Annotated in this window: 23 protein-coding genes and 2 tRNA genes; all 25 read right to left on the reverse strand. The window is 61.6% G+C overall.

The features are described from left to right. Nucleotides 1-40 precede the first annotated feature (40 nt). The 25 genes from AC1Q6Z_RS20905 to AC1Q6Z_RS21025 all read right to left on the reverse strand — a co-directional run bounded on the left by AC1Q6Z_RS20905 (nt 41) and on the right by AC1Q6Z_RS21025 (nt 19,247). Nucleotides 41-1,696, reverse strand: a complete 1,656-nt coding sequence (locus AC1Q6Z_RS20905) for a phage tail sheath subtilisin-like domain-containing protein (protein WP_492649124.1) — start codon at nt 1,694-1,696, stop codon at nt 41-43. 110 nt (nt 1,697-1,806) lie between these two features. Beyond that, nucleotides 1,807-2,115, reverse strand: a complete 309-nt coding sequence (locus tag AC1Q6Z_RS20910; RefSeq protein ID WP_492649125.1) for a hypothetical protein — start codon at nt 2,113-2,115, stop codon at nt 1,807-1,809. After that, a complete protein-coding gene (locus tag AC1Q6Z_RS20915; protein WP_492649126.1) occupies nt 2,112-2,258 on the reverse strand; it encodes a hypothetical protein in 147 nt (48 codons plus the stop codon). Before AC1Q6Z_RS20915 ends, AC1Q6Z_RS20910 begins: the two co-directional genes overlap by 4 nt. Before the next feature lie 15 nt (nt 2,259-2,273). Further along, nucleotides 2,274-2,891 carry a DUF4376 domain-containing protein gene (locus AC1Q6Z_RS20920; RefSeq protein WP_492649127.1) on the reverse strand — a complete coding sequence of 206 codons (618 nt, stop codon included), beginning with the start codon at nt 2,889-2,891 and terminating at the stop codon, nt 2,274-2,276. Nucleotides 2,892-3,363: 472 nt separating this feature from the next. Further along, a complete protein-coding gene (locus AC1Q6Z_RS20925; protein ID WP_492649128.1) occupies nt 3,364-4,530 on the reverse strand; it encodes a hypothetical protein in 1,167 nt (388 codons plus the stop codon). Nucleotides 4,531-4,534: 4 nt separating this feature from the next. After that, complete coding sequence (locus AC1Q6Z_RS20930; RefSeq protein ID WP_492649129.1) at nt 4,535-4,696, reverse strand: hypothetical protein; 162 nt, start codon at nt 4,694-4,696, stop codon at nt 4,535-4,537. An 11-nt stretch (nt 4,697-4,707) separates the two neighbouring features. Continuing rightward, nucleotides 4,708-5,718 carry a hypothetical protein gene (locus AC1Q6Z_RS20935; protein WP_492649130.1) on the reverse strand — a complete coding sequence of 337 codons (1,011 nt, stop codon included), beginning with the start codon at nt 5,716-5,718 and terminating at the stop codon, nt 4,708-4,710. A 13-nt stretch (nt 5,719-5,731) separates the two neighbouring features. Then, entirely contained in the window at nt 5,732-6,913 is a 1,182-nt protein-coding gene (locus AC1Q6Z_RS20940) for a hypothetical protein (protein WP_492649131.1), read from the reverse strand. A gap of 1 nt (nt 6,914) precedes the next feature. Beyond that, the gene (locus AC1Q6Z_RS20945; protein WP_492649132.1) at nt 6,915-8,159 is read right to left on the reverse strand and encodes a phage tail protein I; all 1,245 of its coding nucleotides are present in this window, start codon (nt 8,157-8,159) and stop codon (nt 6,915-6,917) included. Nucleotides 8,160-8,164: 5 nt separating this feature from the next. Then, nucleotides 8,165-9,073, reverse strand: coding sequence for a baseplate assembly protein (locus AC1Q6Z_RS20950; protein ID WP_492649133.1), 909 nt, complete (start codon nt 9,071-9,073; stop codon nt 8,165-8,167). 2 nt (nt 9,074-9,075) lie between these two features. Further along, entirely contained in the window at nt 9,076-9,450 is a 375-nt protein-coding gene (locus AC1Q6Z_RS20955) for a GPW/gp25 family protein (protein WP_435267339.1), read from the reverse strand. Nucleotides 9,451-9,472: 22 nt separating this feature from the next. After that, nucleotides 9,473-9,991: a phage baseplate assembly protein V gene (locus AC1Q6Z_RS20960; protein ID WP_492649134.1), complete on the reverse strand. Its 519-nt coding sequence runs from the start codon at nt 9,989-9,991 to the stop codon at nt 9,473-9,475. Next, a complete protein-coding gene (locus tag AC1Q6Z_RS20965; RefSeq protein ID WP_492649135.1) occupies nt 9,988-10,203 on the reverse strand; it encodes a hypothetical protein in 216 nt (71 codons plus the stop codon). Before AC1Q6Z_RS20965 ends, AC1Q6Z_RS20960 begins: the two co-directional genes overlap by 4 nt. Next, on the reverse strand, nt 10,200-11,003 hold the full coding sequence (locus tag AC1Q6Z_RS20970; protein ID WP_492649136.1) for a hypothetical protein: 804 nt from the start codon (nt 11,001-11,003) through the stop codon (nt 10,200-10,202). Before AC1Q6Z_RS20970 ends, AC1Q6Z_RS20965 begins: the two co-directional genes overlap by 4 nt. Nucleotides 11,004-11,024: 21 nt before the next feature. Further along, nucleotides 11,025-11,390, reverse strand: a complete 366-nt coding sequence (locus tag AC1Q6Z_RS20975) for a hypothetical protein (protein WP_492649137.1) — start codon at nt 11,388-11,390, stop codon at nt 11,025-11,027. Beyond that, nucleotides 11,390-11,713, reverse strand: a complete 324-nt coding sequence (locus AC1Q6Z_RS20980) for a DUF2190 family protein (protein WP_492649138.1) — start codon at nt 11,711-11,713, stop codon at nt 11,390-11,392. Before AC1Q6Z_RS20980 ends, AC1Q6Z_RS20975 begins: the two co-directional genes overlap by 1 nt. Nucleotides 11,714-11,757: 44 nt before the next feature. Beyond that, nucleotides 11,758-13,269, reverse strand: coding sequence for a phage major capsid protein (locus AC1Q6Z_RS20985; protein ID WP_492649139.1), 1,512 nt, complete (start codon nt 13,267-13,269; stop codon nt 11,758-11,760). A 29-nt stretch (nt 13,270-13,298) separates the two neighbouring features. Further along, a complete protein-coding gene (locus tag AC1Q6Z_RS20990; RefSeq protein ID WP_492649140.1) occupies nt 13,299-13,931 on the reverse strand; it encodes an HK97 family phage prohead protease in 633 nt (210 codons plus the stop codon). After that, nucleotides 13,928-15,448 (reverse strand): phage portal protein, encoded by a 1,521-nt coding sequence (locus tag AC1Q6Z_RS20995; RefSeq protein WP_492649141.1) that lies wholly within the window; start codon nt 15,446-15,448, stop codon nt 13,928-13,930. The genes AC1Q6Z_RS20990 and AC1Q6Z_RS20995 overlap by 4 nt, the downstream gene beginning before the upstream one ends. Further along, nucleotides 15,448-15,639 carry a phage head-tail joining protein gene (locus AC1Q6Z_RS21000; RefSeq protein ID WP_492649142.1) on the reverse strand — a complete coding sequence of 64 codons (192 nt, stop codon included), beginning with the start codon at nt 15,637-15,639 and terminating at the stop codon, nt 15,448-15,450. The genes AC1Q6Z_RS20995 and AC1Q6Z_RS21000 overlap by 1 nt, the downstream gene beginning before the upstream one ends. 11 nt (nt 15,640-15,650) lie before the next feature. Then, entirely contained in the window at nt 15,651-17,765 is a 2,115-nt protein-coding gene (locus tag AC1Q6Z_RS21005; RefSeq protein WP_492649143.1) for a phage terminase large subunit family protein, read from the reverse strand. Then, nucleotides 17,674-18,228, reverse strand: coding sequence for a terminase small subunit (locus AC1Q6Z_RS21010; RefSeq protein WP_492649144.1), 555 nt, complete (start codon nt 18,226-18,228; stop codon nt 17,674-17,676). The genes AC1Q6Z_RS21005 and AC1Q6Z_RS21010 overlap by 92 nt, the downstream gene beginning before the upstream one ends. A gap of 193 nt (nt 18,229-18,421) precedes the next feature. Continuing rightward, the gene (locus AC1Q6Z_RS21015; protein WP_492649145.1) at nt 18,422-19,072 is read right to left on the reverse strand and encodes a hypothetical protein; all 651 of its coding nucleotides are present in this window, start codon (nt 19,070-19,072) and stop codon (nt 18,422-18,424) included. Between the two features lie 25 nt (nt 19,073-19,097). Continuing rightward, nucleotides 19,098-19,166: transfer RNA gene (locus AC1Q6Z_RS21020), tRNA-OTHER, on the reverse strand. Nucleotides 19,167-19,170: 4 nt separating this feature from the next. Beyond that, nucleotides 19,171-19,247: transfer RNA gene (locus AC1Q6Z_RS21025), tRNA-Met, on the reverse strand. Between the last annotated feature and the right edge of the window lie 251 nt (nt 19,248-19,498).

The following is a 19,498-nucleotide window of genomic DNA, read 5'->3' on the forward strand; positions in this document are numbered from 1 at the left end:
AAAGTGGGGAGCCGGTAGCGGGCTCCCCGTGCCATTGGGCTTAGGCAGCCAGCGTCAGCGGGCCGTTGTCGATCTGCGCGCGCACGCCATCCAACAGCTCCAGGTAGTAGCTGATGTTGCGGTACGTGGTGATGCCGATTTGTTCCATGATGCCGACCGGTTCAAACTCGACATTCAGGAACACCTTGCCCTGCGCATTGAGCGTCGGGGTGTTCAGGTCGGACAGCCAGACGCGGCCACCAAGGATGTCATCGTTTTTCGCGAAGACGCGCAGGGCGGCGTTGCCGTCCTCGATCATCATCTTGAGGTTGGCCGCGGTGAATTTGCGGTCGACATACTGGAAGTAGAGGTCTTCCAGCGCCTCGTTGATCATGTCGGCGGTTGCGCGAACCGAATCGAATGCCCAGACGAGGTTGTCCGTCGCAAGGCGCGAGCCCCACGTACGGAATCCGCCACGTTCGTTGATGATCGTGTTGACCGCGTTCTCGTTCAGGTAGTTCGAGTCAACCGGGTACTGGATCGTCCGTGCGACGCCGTCGATGGTGCGGATGATCTTGTTCGAAACCGAGCCGGACACGCCTTCCGCCGATGCGACAACGCGAGCGCGCACGCCGGCGAAGACCGGGGCGACGGGCTTGATCACCGGGGTGCCGTTGACGTTCTTGAGCGTCTTCGGATCGATGATCAGGACGCGGCCGCCATTGATCGTGTTGCGGTAACGGACGGCCTCAGCGTTGGTCGTGTTCGGACCTTCGACGTAGGCGCGCGCAGCGATCTGCGGGGCAACGGTCGCAAGAGCGGAGATGAAGGCATTCGCCACATCGCCGATGTTTGCAACAGCCGCAGCGCCAGTGCCGCCACCGCTGGAGAAGGAAATGGTCGGCGTGGAGCCATAATCCTCGCCGGGCTCCGTGACGTTGACCGCAGTGACCGGGCCGCCCAGAGCCGCCGTGAGGATCGCACCGGAACCACCGCCGCCGCTGATCGTGACGGTCGGAGCCGTAACGTAGCCGCTGCCCTGATTCGTAATCGAGATAGCGGTGATCTCGCCGTCCGTGACGGTGCACGTCGCGGTAGCCTGCACGCCACCAGACGGAGGCGCCGAAATGGCGATCGTCGGGGCGGTCGCGTAGTCATCACCGGGATTGGTGATCGCGATGGACACGACCTTGTGCTTGTTGATGACCGCCGTCGCGGCGGCATCGCCAGAGCCGGAGATGGCGACAGTCGGAGCCGAAGTGTAGCCAGCGCCACCGTTCGTGACGGTGATCGAGACCACGCCGTCTTCGATATACGAGCCGGTGTCGCCTTCGGTAACGAGGACGCGCGGCTGAACCCGAAGGAGAGCCTTGGTCCGCAGAGCGGCGTAAATGCCGGTCTTGGCCGAGGCGTCGCCGATCAGGTTGGCCTGCGTCTCTTCCGCATTGGCGCCGACCGCAACTCGGTTGACGACAGCATACGAGCCACCCTCGCCGAAGTAGGTCTCGAGGGCCGACTTCAGCCAGCTCTCGCCGAGCAGATTGGCCTGCGACAGGGACGTGACGAGCGTCGGCGTGTTCAGCGGATAGGTGGCCGCGTCAGCGTTTGCGGCGGTCCCGTTGAACTGGGTGACGCCGAAATTGGTGATGCGCAGAAGAGACGGCGTATCGGGGCTCTCGTTGAGCGTCACGCCGTGTTTGTACGAAAGATCGACCACGCGGGCCTCCTCCTTGAGTGGTGGCGCCCGGCAGTGCGGGCAACAAAAAACCCGCCTTGGTGGGGCGGGTTAGTGCGGTGGGTGATGGTGTCGTCGGGTCAGGCTGCCGGCTAACCGAGTAGGTAGGCGGCCCAGACAGCGGCGTAGGCCAGGATCGGACCGGCCACGTCCGTCAGGTTCGACCAGCGGATCCACATGAGATACCAAGCCTTCGGCGAGCCGGATGTGAGATCGAGCCCCGTCTCCGTGTCGCGCTTTTCGCGGCCCACGTAGAAGGCAACGCCGAGGGCGCCACCCAGAAGGTAGGCTGGCCAGAGGGCAAACCATGGGCTGAGAACGACCGCCATAACGACGGCGATGAGCTGCGCCTCGAGAATGTGCCCGAAGAAGCTCTTGTCGATTTTGAACGTGCCGATCATTTCTTGCTGTCCCGTAGATATTCGAGGGCGCCCTGATTGGTGTCGTACTGCCGATCGCGCTGGCGTTCGGACAGGTGATCGATGACAGAGCCGCAGGCAGTCAGAAGCAGGCAGCACAAGGCCGCCGCAATGATGCGGGTCATGGGGATGTCCTTTGGCTACGGCCAGTAGGCGTCGTCGGTGAAGTCGAGCGGGATCGGTTCGGCGTCCTTGAGGGCGCGAGCGGCAAAGATCATGCCTTGCTTATGTGCCATCGCGGTCTGTCCGAATGCGAAGACCGTCTGCGCGTCCATGGGGTGGACGGTGTTGTCGGCTGCGATCCACACGAAATCGCTGTCGCCGCCGTGCCAGCGCAGGTCGCCGGGCTGTGCGCCATTCGTCATGGCGGCTAGTGCGGCCAGAGACGCCCCGGTGATGTTTTCGCGATCCTCGGGGCGTGACTGGTAGACGACGCCACCGAAGGTAAATCCGGCGGAGACGCGGCGATCGCGTTCCGCATCGACGGCGTCGGAGGTTGGCGATGGCAGATCGGCCAGATCGTGCACAAAGGTGACGACACCGGACACTCGCTCGACACCCGTGCCGACCGCGATCTTGCCTTCGAGCATCGCCGCCGCTGGCGCGATCATATCGTCGCGCCAGAGACCGATTGCCTCGAGTTCTTCGGCCGGCAGGATGTCGATATTGAGCGGATAGCTTATGGCGTCGTCGCCTTCGCCAATAGGTTCGCCCCGCCAGACGGGGAACCGTCCGGGTGTTTCTCGCCATAGTGTCATGGGTGCCTCACTCAGGGTGCCAATTTAAACTCAGAGAGAGCAACATCGCTTGATGCCTTCCGAACACGAATATTCGTGCACTGGGCGTTGATGACCTCTGTTTTCATTGTTCCGGACGTGGGACCGGTAGCAGTTACATATCCCGACAACGTGCGAATAGTTGTCCAACTCGACCCACCATCATTAGACACTTGGAGTTCCGCGCCGTTCAACTGCGCGGCCGACCAGCTTCCTACAGCTACGTTGTTCGGGGGGCCGAGAATTATTGATGTCACGAATGCCGATGCCACCAGATTAGCCGTAATGTGATGCGGGGCCGCTCCACTGGTGGCCGTCATCGGAGCGAACAGCCCGTCTGACATATTAAGAACGCTGGCTGGCTGGTGCCCCGTCCCCACATAAGGGCCAGTCTGCGAAAACGACGCAATAGCAGGCCCAGCACCCCCCATGAACATGCTGTCCGAAAACATCGTCATGCGCCGATAGCCCTCAAGGTGTAGCGGATCACGGTCGCGGAGATGACGTGATAATCGATCACCGACGTGACGCCCGCCGTGGTGTTGATCGACGGGGCGGTGGACTGCCCGAACGGCTTCCAGTTTGACGCGAAGGCAAGCGGATGGCCGCCAGAACCGTCCTGAGTGATCGCGATCGAGCCCTTCTGGCCAATCTGCGTCGCCTGGTTGGTCGGGTTAGCCAGCGTGCCGGTATGGGCGTATGCCGTCACCTCGAAGTCGTTGTTAGCGGCGAGGTCGATAGTCATTGTCGTCGCGCTGGCGACTGAGGTGACAGCAGACCGCTGCGGCTTGGTAAACTGCTGCGCGACGCTGGTCTTGGCCATGCCCGCTACAGCAGTGGAAATAGCAGAAGTGCGCGCTGTAGCCTCAGCCCCTACCGCTGTGCTGATTGCAGAATCAGCTTGACCAGTCGTGTAGAAATTCGCCGGATTGAACGTCGCCGCAGCAGCCGCCGAAGCAGCAGCCGCAACCTTCGACGCATCGGCCAACACCGCAGCCGCAACCGCAGTATCCTTGGCCGTCACCGTCGTTGCCTTATCGGCCGCAACGGTCGCCTTGTCGGATGTCACCTGCCCGGCGAGCGTCTCAACGGTTCCGAGGATGGCCTGCTGCGCGACCGTAGCCGCCGCAAGTCCACCGATCTCCCAGTCCGTATGCGGACCCGGATTGCCGGCAACGCTGATGATTTCCACCGTCAGCGCGCCGGTCGTCGGATTGTAGGACAGCAGCCGGGCCAGCGCGTAATCTGCGATCGTCGCGACGCGGGTGATCGCAAGGAAGGCAGTCGGCTGGAACAGTTCGCGTCGCGCGCCCTCGTCCACGATGAACACGAGCTCGTCATTCAAGACCAGGGTGTGCGACGTCGCCGAAGACGCCGTCATAAACCCGAGCTCGAGAACGTCCTCGATCTTCTGGAACGCGGGTGCCAGCACTTCGTCGATGCGCGTCAGGCCCTGTCGCGTCAGCGTGTCGGTTGCGCTCTCCCAAGAGATTCGCAACTCCTCAAGCGCGGCAAGGCGCTGGTCGACGCGGCCGTGGATGAGATTGAAATACTTCTCATCCAGGTCGGTTTTGCCGTCGACCATCTTCGGCATATTTGGCGTGCCGTGTTCCAGAGACATTGGCTTACTCCGCGGTCTCGGCGATCTTGCCGGCGGCCTTCAGTTCTTCGCGCAGCGCCGGCGACACCCGAAGGCGCCCCGGCACGAGCTTCATTCCAGGCAGGTCATGGGTCTGAGTCAGCGTGACCCAGACCATTCCTTCAGAAGGCGTCTTCTTTGCGGCCATGGTGGCGCTCCTTAGCTGACTGCGACGTCGACGCGCTCAAGGACGAGGTACGGGGGAACGTCCTCTGTGCGAGCGCCGGTGATGTCGATCTTGTAGGTGCTGATGTTGCTGCCGACCGCGAAGGCGAAGCGGGCGCGCTTGGTGCCCGCCGTGTCATCCACAACCTGACCGGCCGTACCGGTGGTCGTCGAGGCAAAGCTACCGCCGTGCTTCAGGTTGACTTCCAGATCCTGGTCGGGGTCGGTCGGATCGTAGTTGTCGAGCCAAAGGTCCACGATGAAGTTCTGCTTAGCCGAGCCGAGCGTTCGCGCTGTGGACAGGTGGTGGAGTGCTAGACCGGCACGGCGAACCGTGATGACGTTGTTGCTGAGCTTGATCGCGGCCTGCAAAGACGACGTGCCAATGAACACGCCGCGGAGCTCGATTGTATCGGGCCGGGAAGCGAGAACGTCCGGCTCCTTCAGATCGCGCCACACGCCAGCGATACGGCCTTCCAGATAGAAGCCCGTGCCGTCCGGTTCGTCGGCCTGGATATCGTACTCAAGGGCGTCGATGCCACCGGCCAAAGTGATCGTGGCCAGCGACACTTCGGTGCGCGTGCGCGTGAACTTGTCAGCATAGAGCTTGATCTTCAGGTCGCGGCCGGTCGTCGGCGAAACCCAGTCCTGATCCTGGCCATAGAAGAGCGTGCCTTCCGTAAAGCCCACCGGCGCCGTTTGAATACGGTGGTTGCCGGTTGTGATCAGGATGAAGCTGTAGAGCTTACCGGCCTCAAAAGAGCCGGGCGGCAGGTTGGCCGTGGTTTCCAGGCCGCCGGTCTTCAGGTCGGCGTAAGGCACAGTCACCTTGGAAATGACCTTGAGCTGGTCGGGCTTGGCGTTGTTGGTATCGCAAAGCAAAACGGTCACGTCGCCAGAGGTGTCAAGCTGGGTCAGGAAGAACCCGACCCGCGAGATTTTCATGGCGCGCGCGGTGCGAAACGTCTGCGCGATGGCGACGCCGGTATGGGTAACAGTTGCCATGGTGGCCTCTCAGTTATCGGACTCTCTTGGCCACGTACTGGGTCTTGTAGGACCCATCAGCCTGCTTGACCTTCGTCTCGCTGATGATCGTTCCAGACGTTCCGCCACCCTTGATCAGCGCAGCCTTGGCGGCAGCGATGGACGTGTACGTTCCGACGGTCGTTTGCTTGGAGCCGCTGCTCTTGACCTCAGTCACAACGCCTTGCGTCTGGTAGGACGAGGCCGACAGATCGCCATTGGAACCCGGCACTTCGAGAAGGATTTCGTACTCGTGCGCCGGCGTGATCCAGTCGGTATCCCAGCGGCGAACCAGCGGGTCGGTCGGATTGAGAAGCTGCAGGTTCTTTTGCGCGGTCGTGCTTTCGAAGCCCAGCGCACCGTTCGCCAGCGTGTGGCCGGCAGCCGAAGACGGGTCAGTCTCGTCATCGGTGGCAAAGTCGTCCGATGCGTAGGCCGAATAGCTGTCCGGAAGTTTTGCAGCTTCCTTGACGCGCGCCAGGTCAACAAGCGCCTCAATGAGGTCGGCGCGGTTGGCCTTGCCGTTCGTCGTTTCGAACAGCACCGACATCTGCGTCGTCAGTGCGCCGATTTGCGGCTCTGCGCGCTTGCGGAAATTTTCGAGCTCGATCAGCTGCTCGCCGTGCTTTTTCAGCGACGGCAGCTTGGTCGACTCTTCCATCACGATCGAATCGATGCCGGTCGTGCCAAAGAGAATTTTAGCGACGAGCACGCTGTTCGGCGGGAGAGTCGGAAGCTGCGGGTCGATGTTCGGCGTGCCGACAACTTTCGTGAGGTTGCCCTGGCGAAGCTTCCGCATGGGGACGGCCTGCGGCTCGACCTGGTCGCTATCCGCATCAATAAGGAAGTCGCGCTCTTCAACCTGATCGTCTACATCGTCTTCGCCGGAAGCGACGATCGCGATGTAGCGCTTATACTGAACCGGAAGATTCTCATACAGATTGAACGGAACGGGGCCTTCGACGCCGTAGACTTCCCCGCCGGTGACAAAACATCCCTGAGCAACTGAGATTGCCGTTGCGCTGGTTGCGGTCGTGGCAAGGCCGGCATAGCGCGCCTCGTCCGTGACGGCTTCCTTGACGATGCGATCGAGCGACGCGCGGGTGATCTCCTGAATGCCATTCAGGTCGGCGGGGTCAAGCTCCTGCCTGTCGCGAAAGACGACTTGCTTTTCCATATTAGCTCTCTACGAGTTGGCCGGCGGTGATGGACCCGGCACGGTGTTGCACTCCAGCGCGTGCCACGCCGGTCGTTTTCGTTGAAATCAGGATCTTGTCGGACAGCCGCTTGTGCGACCGGACCGCGCCCTTGACGAGCGCGAGCTCATCCTTGGGCTTGTGCATCAGGAAGCCGGCGACGAACTGCGCCGCGGCAAACGGGTGACGCTTGTAGCGAACCTTGATTGTGAGCTCGGCGTGATGCGGCGGCATGCCCAGCCGGGTGTGGCCAAGAAACGTCGACGCGCCCTTCCGCTCCAACGCGCGGCTGGGATCGTACAGATAAGTGCGGCGATAGACCCGCTCGCGAGCACGGGAGGCCTGCGTCATTCCGGCGAACCAGGTTGCGCCGGGGAATGCCCTCCCCGCAACAGCCGTGCGCCTCTGCCCGACCTGCCGGACCATCTGCGCCACAACGTCGATGGGCGTCATGGACGGGTAGACCATCCGACGCGCCAGTTGATCCTGGCCAGGGACGACGAGCGTCTCGCGCGTGTGAATCGAGAAGATGCGCTTAGGTGCCGTCGACATCAGGACGAAAACCTTGCGGTCGCCCAGGGGCCGGTAATGGTTGTCCCTCGCCGGAGAACGCTGGCGCAGATCAAGCCGCTCCTGCGTCTCGGCCGTCTCCGTCGAATAGCGACGCTCCAGAACGGTCAGTTCTGTCTCGTTGCCATGATCCCAGATGAAGGCGCGCGGCAAAGCCCGGAAGAACGCTTCGGTCGGCAGCGGAAAGCGCCGCTCGACAAAAGCATGTTTGGAACCTGGATAAAGGCCCTTCGCCGTGCCCCGGTCTCGGCGGGGGTAGATTCGAAGCTGCGGGTAGCGGGCGAGAAACTTCGCACGCTGCTCAGGAGTCGTGTTGGGCGACAGGAACGTCTTTGCCGGCGGAACTATGGCTCGCTTGAGCTCACCGCCGGCAATCTCGATCGCCAGCCGCAGACCGGCCTCGGTCCCCTTCAGTCGGTGCAGCCGGACAGCGGCGTCGATGGCGCGGCGCTTCTGCGCGTCCGACCACTTGTCGTTCCAGATATCCACCGACCATTCATGCGCCAGAAACGGCAGCAGGTGGGCCGGGCAAGTCCAGGGGTCTTTCGACCGGCGGATGATATCGACGTCAAGGGCCTCCCAGCGCTCTGCCGATCCCTGCTCTATCGCCTTTTCGAATGGCTCGGTCGACGCGGCCGGCAGAAGTGACGCTGTCATATCAACTAGCCTTCGTGTTCGAGAACCTGGACGTTGATGCTCGTGCAGATGGCAAGGTCGCCGTTTCCGATGACGAGATCAGAGGCGGGCGAGATCAGGCTGACGCGATCAACCGGGCCGACCGTCGCCGCAGCGATAATTGCCGACTTGGGGACGTCGCGGGCCGGGACGCGGCGGGCGGCCGCCATGGAAGCCAGGCTCGTCTCAATCGCGGCCCTCACGGCGACACGATCCGGGCCGGGTTGCACGTAGGCAATCAGGTCGATCGAGTATGGGACCGTATAGACTGACCGCACCGCCACTTCGTCAGTGAGAGGCTTGATGTCAGGCCGGCTGAGGTAGGCACGAACGGCCTCCACAACCTCTGACGGCGCGGTTGATGCGCCCTGACGTGCCTGCACCGCGACGCTGACCTTGCCGGGAGCGGGCGACCAAACATCGACATTTAGAACACGGGCGTCGGATGTCAGCGCATGGAAAGCATAGGCGCCCACAGGGCCGGCAACCGCGAAGGCCTCGGGCGCCAGCAAAGTGCGACGGCGGAGCTCCGCATCGCTCTCCATGACCGCCGGCGTCGAGCCGGAAGCTGCGGTGATGACGCGACGGACAACGCCGAAGCGTGCTGCAAGGTGCTCAAGATCGGAACCAGTAGCGAAAGCCACCATGACGGCGCGAACCGCGTCGTTCACGCGAGCATAGGCCAGCAGTTCTCGGTAGGCGTCGTCCTGCGCATGAATGATGGCAGGGTCGGTCTCGAGCGAGGCGACATCGAACTCGATTCCGATGGCCTCGAAGAGTTCAACGAGGCGCGTCTTGCGCTCCGCCATGATCACTTCGTAGTCGATGCCCTTGATAGCCAAAGGCGCCGGAAACCTGGAGAGGTCCAGCGTATCGGCGGAAAAACGGGTCGCCATGGCTACCTCTCAAAGACAACCCGCGCCGTCGCATCCTCCGCGACCGAATAGTCACCGAGATGCCCGCGCGGGAAATATGTGCCGTAAATGACGAGCGCCAGGACGCCGGTGGGCTCGGCGCGCTCAACAGCGCCACCGCGCATGCGGAAGCGAGGCTCCCAACGCGCAATGGCCGTGGCGGCTGCCGAGTAGACGGCCAGCACGTTGCGCTGGATCATCTTCGTGTCGACGAGGTCCGGAAGATCCGAGCCGAACTCGCGGCGCATGACGCGCGAGCCGATCGGCGTCGTCAGGATCTTCTTGATTGACTGCTGGACATGCTGCCAGCCCGTGAGCGCGGCGCCAGTGGCCGCGTTCACGCCGGTTGAATCGGCCATGAGGGGTGTCCTGTGTCGCGGGCTAGTGCGGAGTGCTCGTGTCCGAGCCGCCGACAACAATGCCGCCGTGTACGTGCGTATCGCCGATGTTCTTGCCGTTGTGCGTGAGCGTGCCACTCTCCAGCGTTATCGCGCCGGCCGTAATCGTCACGCCATCGCCGCCCGCCTGAATGACAGTAGAGCCGATCTTGAGATGAAACGGCGTGTTGCCGGTGTTCTCGCGGGCGTTCGCCTCTGAGTATGTTGACATCTCGATGACAGCGTCCGTCAGGTCGCCGCTCTCCGAAACAAGGTCGATCTGCTCTCCTGCTGTGTAGACGACGTCCATCTTGACGCCGCCCGCTCCGTAGGTCTTTGGCTTCACCCAGGGCGACAGGTACGGCGTGCCGCCCTGCTCCGAGATTTTCACACGGTACTGGCCCTTGTCGTTAGGGCCTTCGGCGATCGTGCCGGTGCGCTTGCGATTGCGAGCTCGCCGCTCAATCTCAGCCAGGCGGTGGTGCAGATGAGCAATTTGCTCCGGAATCTCTTTCGGGATCATGGCTGGCGGTCCGAACCGTCGAGTTTAAATTTGTGCTCGTCGTCGATGGATGCACCAATTAGGTCCACGAAATACTTGAAATTGAAGCGAATGATGTGCGGACCATCATGTGAGATCACACCGATCGAAAGGCCAGACTCTCCCTCGGTTCCCTCATCTTCGAGCCCGAAGGTTAGGGCATACACGTCATTAAATTCGATTGCTTTTGTCATGCCATGCTCCCTACTGGAGTCGCATCAGACGGAATGACTTCCGTGATCTCGATATCGTCCTCAGCACCAGATGGCGGCACGATAAGCAAGTTGCCGGCCTCCGTGCGCGTCATGCCGTAGCGGGCGATGTCGAGCTCCCACGAGAACGGCGTACCTGCAAGCTGCGCCTGCATCAGCGCCACCTGGGCCGCGACTACGTCGTCTTCCAGTTCGGCGGCCTTGGCGAAGAACATGGCCAGCGGGTGGGTGTCCTTTAGGGTGGCGCCGCGGACGGGGTCGGCGCGGAGTACTGCGGTAACTCGAAGCTGCTGAGCGGCAAGGCGAACGCCGTTCTCGGCTGAACTGGTCCTTGCCCTCGACAGCTTAGAGAATCGCGAGACGAACTTACGAAACAGCTCCGCCCACTCATTGTCTGGGTCGGAAAGAGCATCACCGATCTGCCGTACGACAATGTCGAGATAGAACTCGAATGAAGCGTCCGTCGAGGGGATTCCAGGATAGACCCCACTTACCCCGGTCTCCTGATCCACGCCTACGACGGCAGATGTGATTCCGAACTCAAACACGAAATCAGTATCGCCATTCAGGGCCATCGAACGGATCGAGGCATCGTCGCCATCGACCTTCGAGTCGTCCGCGTAAATCGAGATAAAGGGCTTGTCCTGGTCGGAAACGGGGTTGCCATCCGCGTCGGCATCCAGGGCGCCCATCTGGCTGTCGAGCACGTTGGTGCCGACAAGCGTGCGCCCCTTGAGAGCCTGGACGGCAGCGATGCGAGCCGCGATTCGAACTAGGGACATCGTGCCTCCTCGCGCCGTCGGTTACGCCTGGTTCAGCGTCACAACGATAAGATTTGAGTGACGATCGGACACGTACGCCACCTCGAACCAGGGTTTGCCAGTTCGTTCGTTTGCGCGGACCTTGTCACCCTGAGCCGGCATTGGGCCGGTATAGATCGAGCGGTCCAGGCAAAGCTCCGCCTGTCCAGCCGAGAGGCGGGTTGCATAACCAGAGTCGGGCTTGAAAGTGGTGTCGCCTGCCACGGCTAGGGACATGCAGCGCACGTCAATCATGCCGCGGTCAGGATCGACCGCGGCATTTTTCATAAATGAGAGGCGGACCTCCTCACCGAACGTCGCGCCAACTTTGCCGTCGACCACGGCCTCGAGTGTCCGCCAATTCACCATCAGGCGTTCAGGACGACGATTCCGGCGTCCGACGGGTTCGCTGCAGCTTCAGCGGCTTTGGCGACAAGCGTATTGCTCGTCGTTGTGGTGGTGAACACCTTGGCTGTGTCGTCCCAGTAGATGTCGGCGCCTACGGCCCAGGCCTGGGCAGAGGTCTTGGCGTGCGAGAACACGCCCTTGCGCTTGATCTCGACGGGATCGCCGGACTTTGCGCTGAAGGCGGCAATGCCAAAAAGCTTGCCAACGAGGACGCCCGCGCCAGAGGCAACGTCATACGGAGCCGCCACGGTGAGAGTGTCACCCGGCTGAATGTAATTTTTCATTTCGATCTCCCGAAAAGGTGGGCGGCCGAAGCCGCCCTTTAGGATTAGGCGCCTGCGTTCTTCAGGAGGCCGCGGTGATCCATGGTCTTGGCGCCGACATCGAGGCGAGCCTTGACCTCAAGACCGTCAACGTCGAAGCCCTGGCGCGATTCCGTGTAGACCCCGCGATTGCCTTCGAGGTAGGCAATCTCGACAGTGTCGATCTGCGACGGTGAAGCGGCCAGATACCAGGCCGTCGAGCTGCCGGCGATGTCGGTTGCCGTAGCGGCGCCCTTCTTGATGCCGTTGTCCAAGCGCGGCTCAGCAATAATGGAGAGCGAGCGCATGGATGCCGTGGCAGCCTTGGCGGTATCCGTGACATTCACGAGAAGCTTGAGCTCCTGCTCCGCCTTCGTTTCCAGATCGACCGGAACGATGAGGAACTGCGGGCGGATATTCAGGACGGTCTTGCCGTCGAGGCCCACCTGTTTCGCCATCAGCGCCTTGGCGAGACCGAGCGGACCGACGGCAAATGCAGCCGCGGTCGGCAGGTTCTTGTGATCGGCATGGAACAGTGCCGTGCCGTCGCCCATGATCGGGTTGCTAAGGATTTGCGCCCAAACGAGGTCCGACTCAAGCTGAGCAGCCGCGCCACCCATCAGCTGCGGGATGCGGCCGAAGGCGTTCATATCATCGTTGATGATGACCTGACGGGTAATCGCGATGATCTTGCCGAAGGTCGCAACCTTGTACGATTCCTTCCCTTCAACGAGGCCGGCCCGCTTGTATTCGCCACTCTCGTTGACCTTGTCGAAGGCGGGACCTTCGCCGAGCTGCGCGCGGTTGACCAACTTGAAGTCAGCAACCGAAGCCTCGCGGACGAGCGGGCGGAAGGTTTGGCCAGCGGCCTCATAACCAGCCCTGAGCGTCGTATTGACGACGTTGCCAAGAATTACTGGGAAGTCTGACGTCGAGTGGAAGCCGCCGGAACGCTGCGCAAGAGCCGTGCCGGCGATTTCATCGCGAGCCATCCCGCGCGTGCTAACGCCGCGGATTTCAAGGGCTTCACGCGCCATATCCATGAGCGAGAAGCCGCGGTACTCACGAGCGGCCGCCGTAATTTCGGAAGTCGGGTCGGCGCGATGCATAAGGGCGTCGCGCATTGCTGCGGCGCGCTTTTCATGATGCTCTTCACCAACTCGGGCAGGGCTTCGATTGTCCACGCCAGGTGCCTCGCGTTTAATCATCTTGTCGAGCAGCGCGGAGCGGAAGGCTTCCACAGAACTGCCGTCGTCGATGTAGGTGTCGGCCAGTTCGACCTCACTTGCGTCACGAGCAAGCTTGCGGATCTGCGAAACGCGATCACGCTCCTCACGTACAGCACGTGCAGAAGCGTCGCCCTCGGTAGCCTTGGCGGCCTCGATCTTGCGCTTCAGGTTGGAGACTTCCGACAGGATGCCTTCATGCTCTTTTTCGATCGCACGGGCAGCGTCTGCCGCGGTGTCGTCCTTGATCTCTGCGAGCTTTTCAGCGGCCCGCTTCTCGAGAGCGCGCAGCTCTACAAGCATCTGTTCCATTTTGTGTCCTTTGGTGGGATGGGGCCGGTTCAGGCCACTGACTGACGCTGACGCATCGCCATGCGAATGCGCCGAGCTTCGTTTCGGCCGGTGGCCGTTTCGCTGACAAACTCGCATGGGACCATAACTGGCCCCTCTTTGCGGATCTGAGAGCCAGCGTCCGCTGGGACCGGAACCGCGGAAATCTCCAGCGGCTCCCAGTCAACGACACGCCATTCTTCATCGTTGCCGTCGCCGTCCGCATCGGTCTTAACGACCTTGTGGATAGCGTAGCCGACAGAAATATTCCGGATAATGCCATCGCGGATCTTTTCGACGACAGCCTTGTCCTCGTCAGCACGAGACAGCTTTACCCTCGCATAACCCTTGCCGCCCTCGATGCGAGCGCTGCCAGGAACCACGGAGCCGATAACGTCGCCGAGGTCCCAGTCGTTATGCGTATTGAGGAACGGCGCGCCGGCGTTGAGGCGATCAAGACGGACGGACTTGGGCGTGACTTCCAGGATCTCCTGATAGTATCGCTCAGACCGCCACGACCAACGCCGCACCGCGGCTCCGGTTGTCCAGATCACTTCGATCGTGTTGTCCGCTTCGTCGAACGACGCAGAACGCACCTCGGCGCCCATCCCGAATTTCGGGAGGTTTACAATTTTCTCGTTCATGAGGTGTCCTTGTCGGGATCGTCGTCCGTAGGTTCGACCTGCGTTTGGCCAGCCTGAGAAAGATTTCGCGGATCGCTATCAAACTTCAGCTTGTGCTTATCCAGCAGGGCGTTCCACTCGATGTATCCAGCAATAACCTCGTCTGGCGTGTAGCCAGTCTCGGCAATCGCAGTCAGGGGATTCAGCAGGCCGGAGCGCATTGCTGCGACCCGTGCATTCACGTCCTTCGCCTCGTCTGCGCTGGGGAAGCGCGGCGGAGACCATTCAACCGGGACCTTTGGGGATTTGATCTTGCCGGCGAAATAAGCCGCCTCGCAGAACCAGTCCCAGATGGGCTGGCAGATCATGGGAATGATCACCTTCCACTGCAGATCGTCGATCGTGCGCTTGTAGGTGCCCAGGCCAATCTTGCTGGACGAGTAATTGACCTTGTCCAGCCGGCCGGAAATCAGGGCGTGAGGCACGCGGAAGCCCGCCGCTATGGTATGCAGCATTGAGGTTTTGTAAGCCTCGTAGCTGGCCGTAGCCGCCGGCTGGGTGAACTTTATGTCCTTGCCGCCGCGAGCGTGGTAGAACATGCCGGGCTCGAACTTTTCGACGATCTCGCCATCAGCGTTGTAGACGCCGGGTGTGCTAGGCTCGCCGTCTTCTCCGGTGACCACCGGTATGCCAAGTCCGCCCTCTTCATCGCCGCCGGTAACCACGCCGACCATGCAAGACTCGAGCTTTTTGCGGACGATTTCCGCTTCCTCGTACGTTGCCAGGTCATTCGTGGGCGTGATCGCCGCATGTCCCCATGGCACGCCCTGCGACTGGCCCGCGCGCTGCTTGACGAAAGCAAACGCCACATCAGTCGCAGCAACCGGGATCGACGAAAGTGATGAGCGCATTGAGACGGCGGCATTACCGGGATGCTGCGGGTGCAGCCAATATGCCGTCGTCTTGCCGAGAGCATCGTATTCGATGCCGCGATCGATGCGTCGGCCGGACGATACGTCGGAATTCTTTGTAGAATCGAGGTGATCGATCTCGAACACCTGAAGCTGCAGCGGGACGGCTAGCCCGTCCTCTGCACGTCGCCTGCGCCGGCGCACCAGGCCTGTGCCCGCCTCGAGCATTTCACTGGTCGTCAAGCTGACGATCCCGTTGAAATCCAGATGCCCGTCAGCATCGCACTGTTTCGACCATTCGGCGAAAAGCTTGTTGATGCGCTTGTCCTTCGACCGCGGCACAATTCCGGCGCCGACGGCGTGGGTCACGAGGACTGATAGCGCGTTGGCTGCATAGGGATTGTTCCTCACGAGGTCGCGCATGCGGTCACGCATCAGCGAACCGGCAGCGCTTATCTCCGCATCGGCGCTGCTGTTTGGCGTGCGCCATGAGCTATTGAGCCTGCCACGGGAGGCACCATCATAGCCTCGCGCCATGATCTCGATCGCGGCACGCTGTCGAAGCCGACGGGCGCCAGCGGCGGGAGCAACCCAGCCGATGGCGCGGTCCAGAATGTTTTGCTTCATCAGAATGCCGCCAGTGTCACGCGCGACTTCGGCGACTGCTGCGCCTCAAGCCAATCAAGGGTCTTCATCATGTCGGCCAGAGAGTGGTACTCGACTTCGCGGTGCATGTTTCCCGAGCGAATAATGACCTTGCGCGTTCCTTGCGCGATGGCGTCGCGGAGAGCGGCAATTTGTGCAGAGTTGTCAGCCATTTGCCGCCCTCCTAGAGCCATGTCGATTTCGCCTTCCGCGGCTTTGTGGGCGCGGCGGGCGCTGCTGCCTGAGCAGGTGTGTTGTCGTTTACGGGAGAGGGCGCGGTGGCCACGATGGTTGCGGTCGTCCGTGCCGGCTTCGGGTTCTCAACGCCACATTGAAGCTCAAGTCTGTGCCAATGGGCGTTCGGCCAGCGATCTGCGCCCATCTGCCAGACCATGGCGCGGGCATAAACCCGACAGTCCAGAGCCTCGTTGCGCTCACGCGTTTTTACCCAACGCAACTTGCCGAACCCCGTGACCTTGTTTTTCTCGGTCACCAACTGCTCGGCAACGAGCTGCTCTACCCATTCGCCCGTCGCTCCCTGCGGGATATGGACGTATCCATCCGGAAAGCAGACCCCGACCTCCAGATCCTCGTCGGTCGGCTTTTCCAGCCGCAGATAGCGGTAGAGCTCCTGCTTGAAGTACGGACCGCTGACCATGAAGAGGGCGAGCCCGCGCTTGATCTTGCGCCCACTGACAGAGACGTCCATCCACCGCGGCCCGTCTACTGGAGACACCGAATTGAGCTTTTCCCTGTCGCCCTTGATCGCAACGACCTGACTACGCCCCTGCAGGCGGCACCACTCATAAACAACAGAGGTCGTGAGACCGTCGCCGGTATCGATAGCAGCCCGAAGGATCGGCAGTTGAGCGCCGCCCGCATGTGGCCAGGTCCGCTTGAGGGCAGCAGCGAGGTCTTTCCAAACCTGGTTGCCGATGTCGGCCGTCACGCCCTCGAATACAAGGACATCAACGAGCCACGACTCCAGCCCCCGCCCCCAACCCCAGACGTGCATTTCGACGCGGTCACGCTGGACGTCGATGCCGGCGGTAAGGAAGCAGGCGCCGCGCGGAACGGTTCCGATCGAATGGTGGTCGCGGCGGTCGTACAATTTCCGCCACTCCGGGGCATCCCCGGTGATCTGGAAGGGCAAACCCAGCTGCGTGTTATAAAACGTCTTCAGAAGTTCCGAATTCTTGGACTTCGATGCCTTGAGCCACTTGCGTGCAACGTCGTCCAGACCGCCCCACGGCGAATAGAGCTTGGACGCCCAGAACCCGGCATGTCCCTCGAACAGGGACCGCTTGCCACAGTGCTCGCAAAGCGAATGACCTTCGCCGTCCCACTTGGTCGGCGTCTGCTCATGGCCGCAGCACATGAAGGTCGCAGTCTGACGCCATTCAATGGCATCGGACGTACGAAGAAGGCGCTGACGCGCCGTCTCGTCCCATGGCTGGTCGCACTCGACGCAATGGTAGCGCGCCGTGCTCGGAAGGTGCTCACCGTCCGCAGACTTGTCCCACCTTACCCGCTCGAACTCGAGGACCTGGCGGGTGTCGCAATGCGGGCACGCGAGAAACGGCTTCCGCTGGTCGGACGCCTCGTATTCCGATTCGATCTTCGAGTTGCCCCCGATGGTCGGCGAGCAAGCGCGAATGAACTTGCGATTCCAGAATGACGCGGCGCGCTCTTCAGCAAGCGACAGCGGGTCGCCTTCCTTGCCGGCGCTGGCCGGGTACTTGTCGACCTCATCCGCGAGAACGACACGGATCGGCCGCGACGCAAGGTCCACCGGGCTGTTCGCACCGACGATCGTCAGGTGGCCGCCGTCGAAATCCTTATGCAGGATGGTGGTGCCGCTATCCTTGGATCGCGCCTCTCGCACGCGTTCCTTGATCACAGGCGTGTCGCGCCGCATCTTGTCGAAGCGGTCCTTCGACCAACTCTCTCCGAGCTTGGTCGTCGGCTGGATCAGGATGATTGGGGCCGGGTCCTGGTGGATGTAGAATCCGACGACGTTGTTTAAAAGCTCCGTCTTCATGAGCTGCGTGCAGCACATGATGGTGACAGTATGGATTCGCAGGTCGGTTGCAGCCAGCATCGGGCCGCGCGCCACTTCGACGTTCGAAGTGCGCCAGCGGCCAGGAGACGACGACGCTTCCGGGCTGAGATACCGGTGGGTATCGGCCCATTCGACCAGATTAAGCTTAGGCGGAGGCGTCAGCCCCTTCTGCCTGGATATCGTCAGGCGCTCGCGCAGCTTCGCTTGCCCTGCCGAAGTCAGTGCCGGATAGCTCATTGAGTGCCCCCGAAATCTCGTCAAAGACGCGATCACGAACAACAGCCGGATCAGGCTCGTTCGTCAGCGTCAGCGCCAGCGTTCCGGGTATTGCCAGGAGCCGCGCACGGACGCCGCTCAACACCATGTCGACCTCGGTGCCTACGACCTCGATCTCGACCAGTTCCCCGCTTTCGACAGCAAGCTTCAGTTCGGCAAGCTGCGCCTCGGCAACCACCTTGCGGCGCCTGCCCTCATCCTCTGAGATGACCGCGCCATCCTCTCCCTTGCCGCCGGCAACCTTCGACAGAAGGCGCTGCTCGCACCAGCGAATGACGTCCGCCGTGTTGTAGGTCGCAGACTTGCCGCGCCCCCCCTTCTGCAGCACCGGCATGCCTTCCTTTTCCCACGCTCTGATGGTGACCGCGGAAACATCGATGATGTTAGAAAGCTCCGACTGGTTGACTTCTTTGCCGCCGGCCATGTCGAGCGCCTTTCGAACTTAGCGGAGGCGCAATGTTACTACGTAACATTGACGGCTACCCGAACCTGGAAAGCAAAGTCGGTATGAAAATTTTCGAACCGAGTTCGAGATCGGGCCTCATCGCCCGCATCGGGGGTGGGGGTGGTTTCGGAGGACCCGACCGAGGGAGGGGTGGTGTGGCACATCTGCCACACTAGGAGACGATGCCCTTCGATATGACCCTGATCTCATGTTCGATACGCGGTTGAAGTCGCTTCGCACCCTGGAGCCAGGCAGCAGCGGTTGCGCCCTGCACCATCTCCACGGGAATGAATAGACCTGAGCGTTCTTTCTGGAACTTGGTGCCCTCACGCCGCCGCTTGATGATCCCCGCCCTGACGAGCGGATTGCTCTTCACGGCGTTATAGCTGTGGCCATCACCGACTCTGGAAAAGACCTGGCCATTCCAATTTGGTTTGACGACACGCTTCGGCCACCATCCGGCTTTCATAAAAGTACCGAGAATAACTCGTGGAGAATTCCACGGCTTGGCCTGCACGCCTCGGCGCGTCTCGCGCGGACTGAAGTAGCGCAACGAGATATTGCCGCCTTGGCCATGCACAACGTATGCGAGGGTGGACGGCGTCGCCTGCTCTACCTCTCGCCTCACCGCCTTGATGCCCGTCCTGCGAGGCAGGCCCGTCTGATCGGCAAGAGCCCTGCCCGCCTCGTTGCCTACCGTCTGGCCAGTGCGGTTGATGGCACGGGTGAAGGCTCGTCTGGCCTTGGCTTCGCTGCCAAGGCTGCGCGTGGCTTCCTCCAGCAAGGCAAGGCCATTGCCTTGGACGGTGATGAGGATGACCATGTGTGCGGCCCTCAAAGTGTGAAAATGCCGCGAGCCAGGCTTCGAACCCGCATCCACCCCTAGGGGCTGACTTGACCGATTAGTCCATCACGGCAAACTGGTTGCGGGGGCAGGATTTGAACCTGCGGCCTTCAGGTTATGAGCCTGACGAGCTACCGGGCTGCTCCACCCCGCAGAAAAGCGCACCACGAACGCCCGGTGCCGGGAGAGCGCATATAGCGCAGGCATGAATGCCGGCAGTTTCCGTTCATCAGGCGGGATTGCCGGCCGAAGGCTGTGGGCCTTGAAGAAAGAAACGTGTTGCCTGGAATCGAACCAGGTCCAGCCTGCCAGTGGCCGCCGTGCTTTGCCGTTACACCACAACACGTAAACAAAAGCGGCCGCTCAACCCCGCATCGCAGGGGAGCAGCCGCACGATCACCTGTC

This window comes from Shinella sp. GW835-FHT14H05 (genome assembly GCF_058793575.1).

What these genes read in the sequence shown, in the direction of transcription:
- AC1Q6Z_RS20910 (WP_492649125.1), bottom strand. Translation starts at nt 2,115, where the DNA reads ATGATCGGCACGTTCAAAATCGACAAGAGCTTCTTCGGGCACATTCTC.
- AC1Q6Z_RS20915 (WP_492649126.1), bottom strand. Translation starts at nt 2,258, where the DNA reads ATGACCCGCATCATTGCGGCGGCCTTGTGCTGCCTGCTTCTGACTGCC.
- AC1Q6Z_RS20920 (WP_492649127.1), bottom strand. Translation starts at nt 2,891, where the DNA reads ATGACACTATGGCGAGAAACACCCGGACGGTTCCCCGTCTGGCGGGGC.
- AC1Q6Z_RS20925 (WP_492649128.1), bottom strand. Translation starts at nt 4,530, where the DNA reads ATGTCTCTGGAACACGGCACGCCAAATATGCCGAAGATGGTCGACGGC.
- AC1Q6Z_RS20930 (WP_492649129.1), bottom strand. Translation starts at nt 4,696, where the DNA reads ATGGCCGCAAAGAAGACGCCTTCTGAAGGAATGGTCTGGGTCACGCTG.
- AC1Q6Z_RS20935 (WP_492649130.1), bottom strand. Translation starts at nt 5,718, where the DNA reads ATGGCAACTGTTACCCATACCGGCGTCGCCATCGCGCAGACGTTTCGC.
- AC1Q6Z_RS20940 (WP_492649131.1), bottom strand. Translation starts at nt 6,913, where the DNA reads ATGGAAAAGCAAGTCGTCTTTCGCGACAGGCAGGAGCTTGACCCCGCC.
- AC1Q6Z_RS20945 (WP_492649132.1), bottom strand. Translation starts at nt 8,159, where the DNA reads ATGACAGCGTCACTTCTGCCGGCCGCGTCGACCGAGCCATTCGAAAAG.
- AC1Q6Z_RS20950 (WP_492649133.1), bottom strand. Translation starts at nt 9,073, where the DNA reads ATGGCGACCCGTTTTTCCGCCGATACGCTGGACCTCTCCAGGTTTCCG.
- AC1Q6Z_RS20955 (WP_435267339.1), bottom strand. Translation starts at nt 9,450, where the DNA reads ATGGCCGATTCAACCGGCGTGAACGCGGCCACTGGCGCCGCGCTCACG.
- AC1Q6Z_RS20960 (WP_492649134.1), bottom strand. Translation starts at nt 9,991, where the DNA reads ATGATCCCGAAAGAGATTCCGGAGCAAATTGCTCATCTGCACCACCGC.
- AC1Q6Z_RS20965 (WP_492649135.1), bottom strand. Translation starts at nt 10,203, where the DNA reads ATGACAAAAGCAATCGAATTTAATGACGTGTATGCCCTAACCTTCGGG.
- AC1Q6Z_RS20970 (WP_492649136.1), bottom strand. Translation starts at nt 11,003, where the DNA reads ATGTCCCTAGTTCGAATCGCGGCTCGCATCGCTGCCGTCCAGGCTCTC.
- AC1Q6Z_RS20975 (WP_492649137.1), bottom strand. Translation starts at nt 11,390, where the DNA reads ATGGTGAATTGGCGGACACTCGAGGCCGTGGTCGACGGCAAAGTTGGC.
- AC1Q6Z_RS20980 (WP_492649138.1), bottom strand. Translation starts at nt 11,713, where the DNA reads ATGAAAAATTACATTCAGCCGGGTGACACTCTCACCGTGGCGGCTCCG.
- AC1Q6Z_RS20985 (WP_492649139.1), bottom strand. Translation starts at nt 13,269, where the DNA reads ATGGAACAGATGCTTGTAGAGCTGCGCGCTCTCGAGAAGCGGGCCGCT.
- AC1Q6Z_RS20990 (WP_492649140.1), bottom strand. Translation starts at nt 13,931, where the DNA reads ATGAACGAGAAAATTGTAAACCTCCCGAAATTCGGGATGGGCGCCGAG.
- AC1Q6Z_RS20995 (WP_492649141.1), bottom strand. Translation starts at nt 15,448, where the DNA reads ATGAAGCAAAACATTCTGGACCGCGCCATCGGCTGGGTTGCTCCCGCC.
- AC1Q6Z_RS21000 (WP_492649142.1), bottom strand. Translation starts at nt 15,639, where the DNA reads ATGGCTGACAACTCTGCACAAATTGCCGCTCTCCGCGACGCCATCGCG.
- AC1Q6Z_RS21005 (WP_492649143.1), bottom strand. Translation starts at nt 17,765, where the DNA reads ATGAGCTATCCGGCACTGACTTCGGCAGGGCAAGCGAAGCTGCGCGAG.
- AC1Q6Z_RS21010 (WP_492649144.1), bottom strand. Translation starts at nt 18,228, where the DNA reads ATGGCCGGCGGCAAAGAAGTCAACCAGTCGGAGCTTTCTAACATCATC.
- AC1Q6Z_RS21015 (WP_492649145.1), bottom strand. Translation starts at nt 19,072, where the DNA reads ATGGTCATCCTCATCACCGTCCAAGGCAATGGCCTTGCCTTGCTGGAG.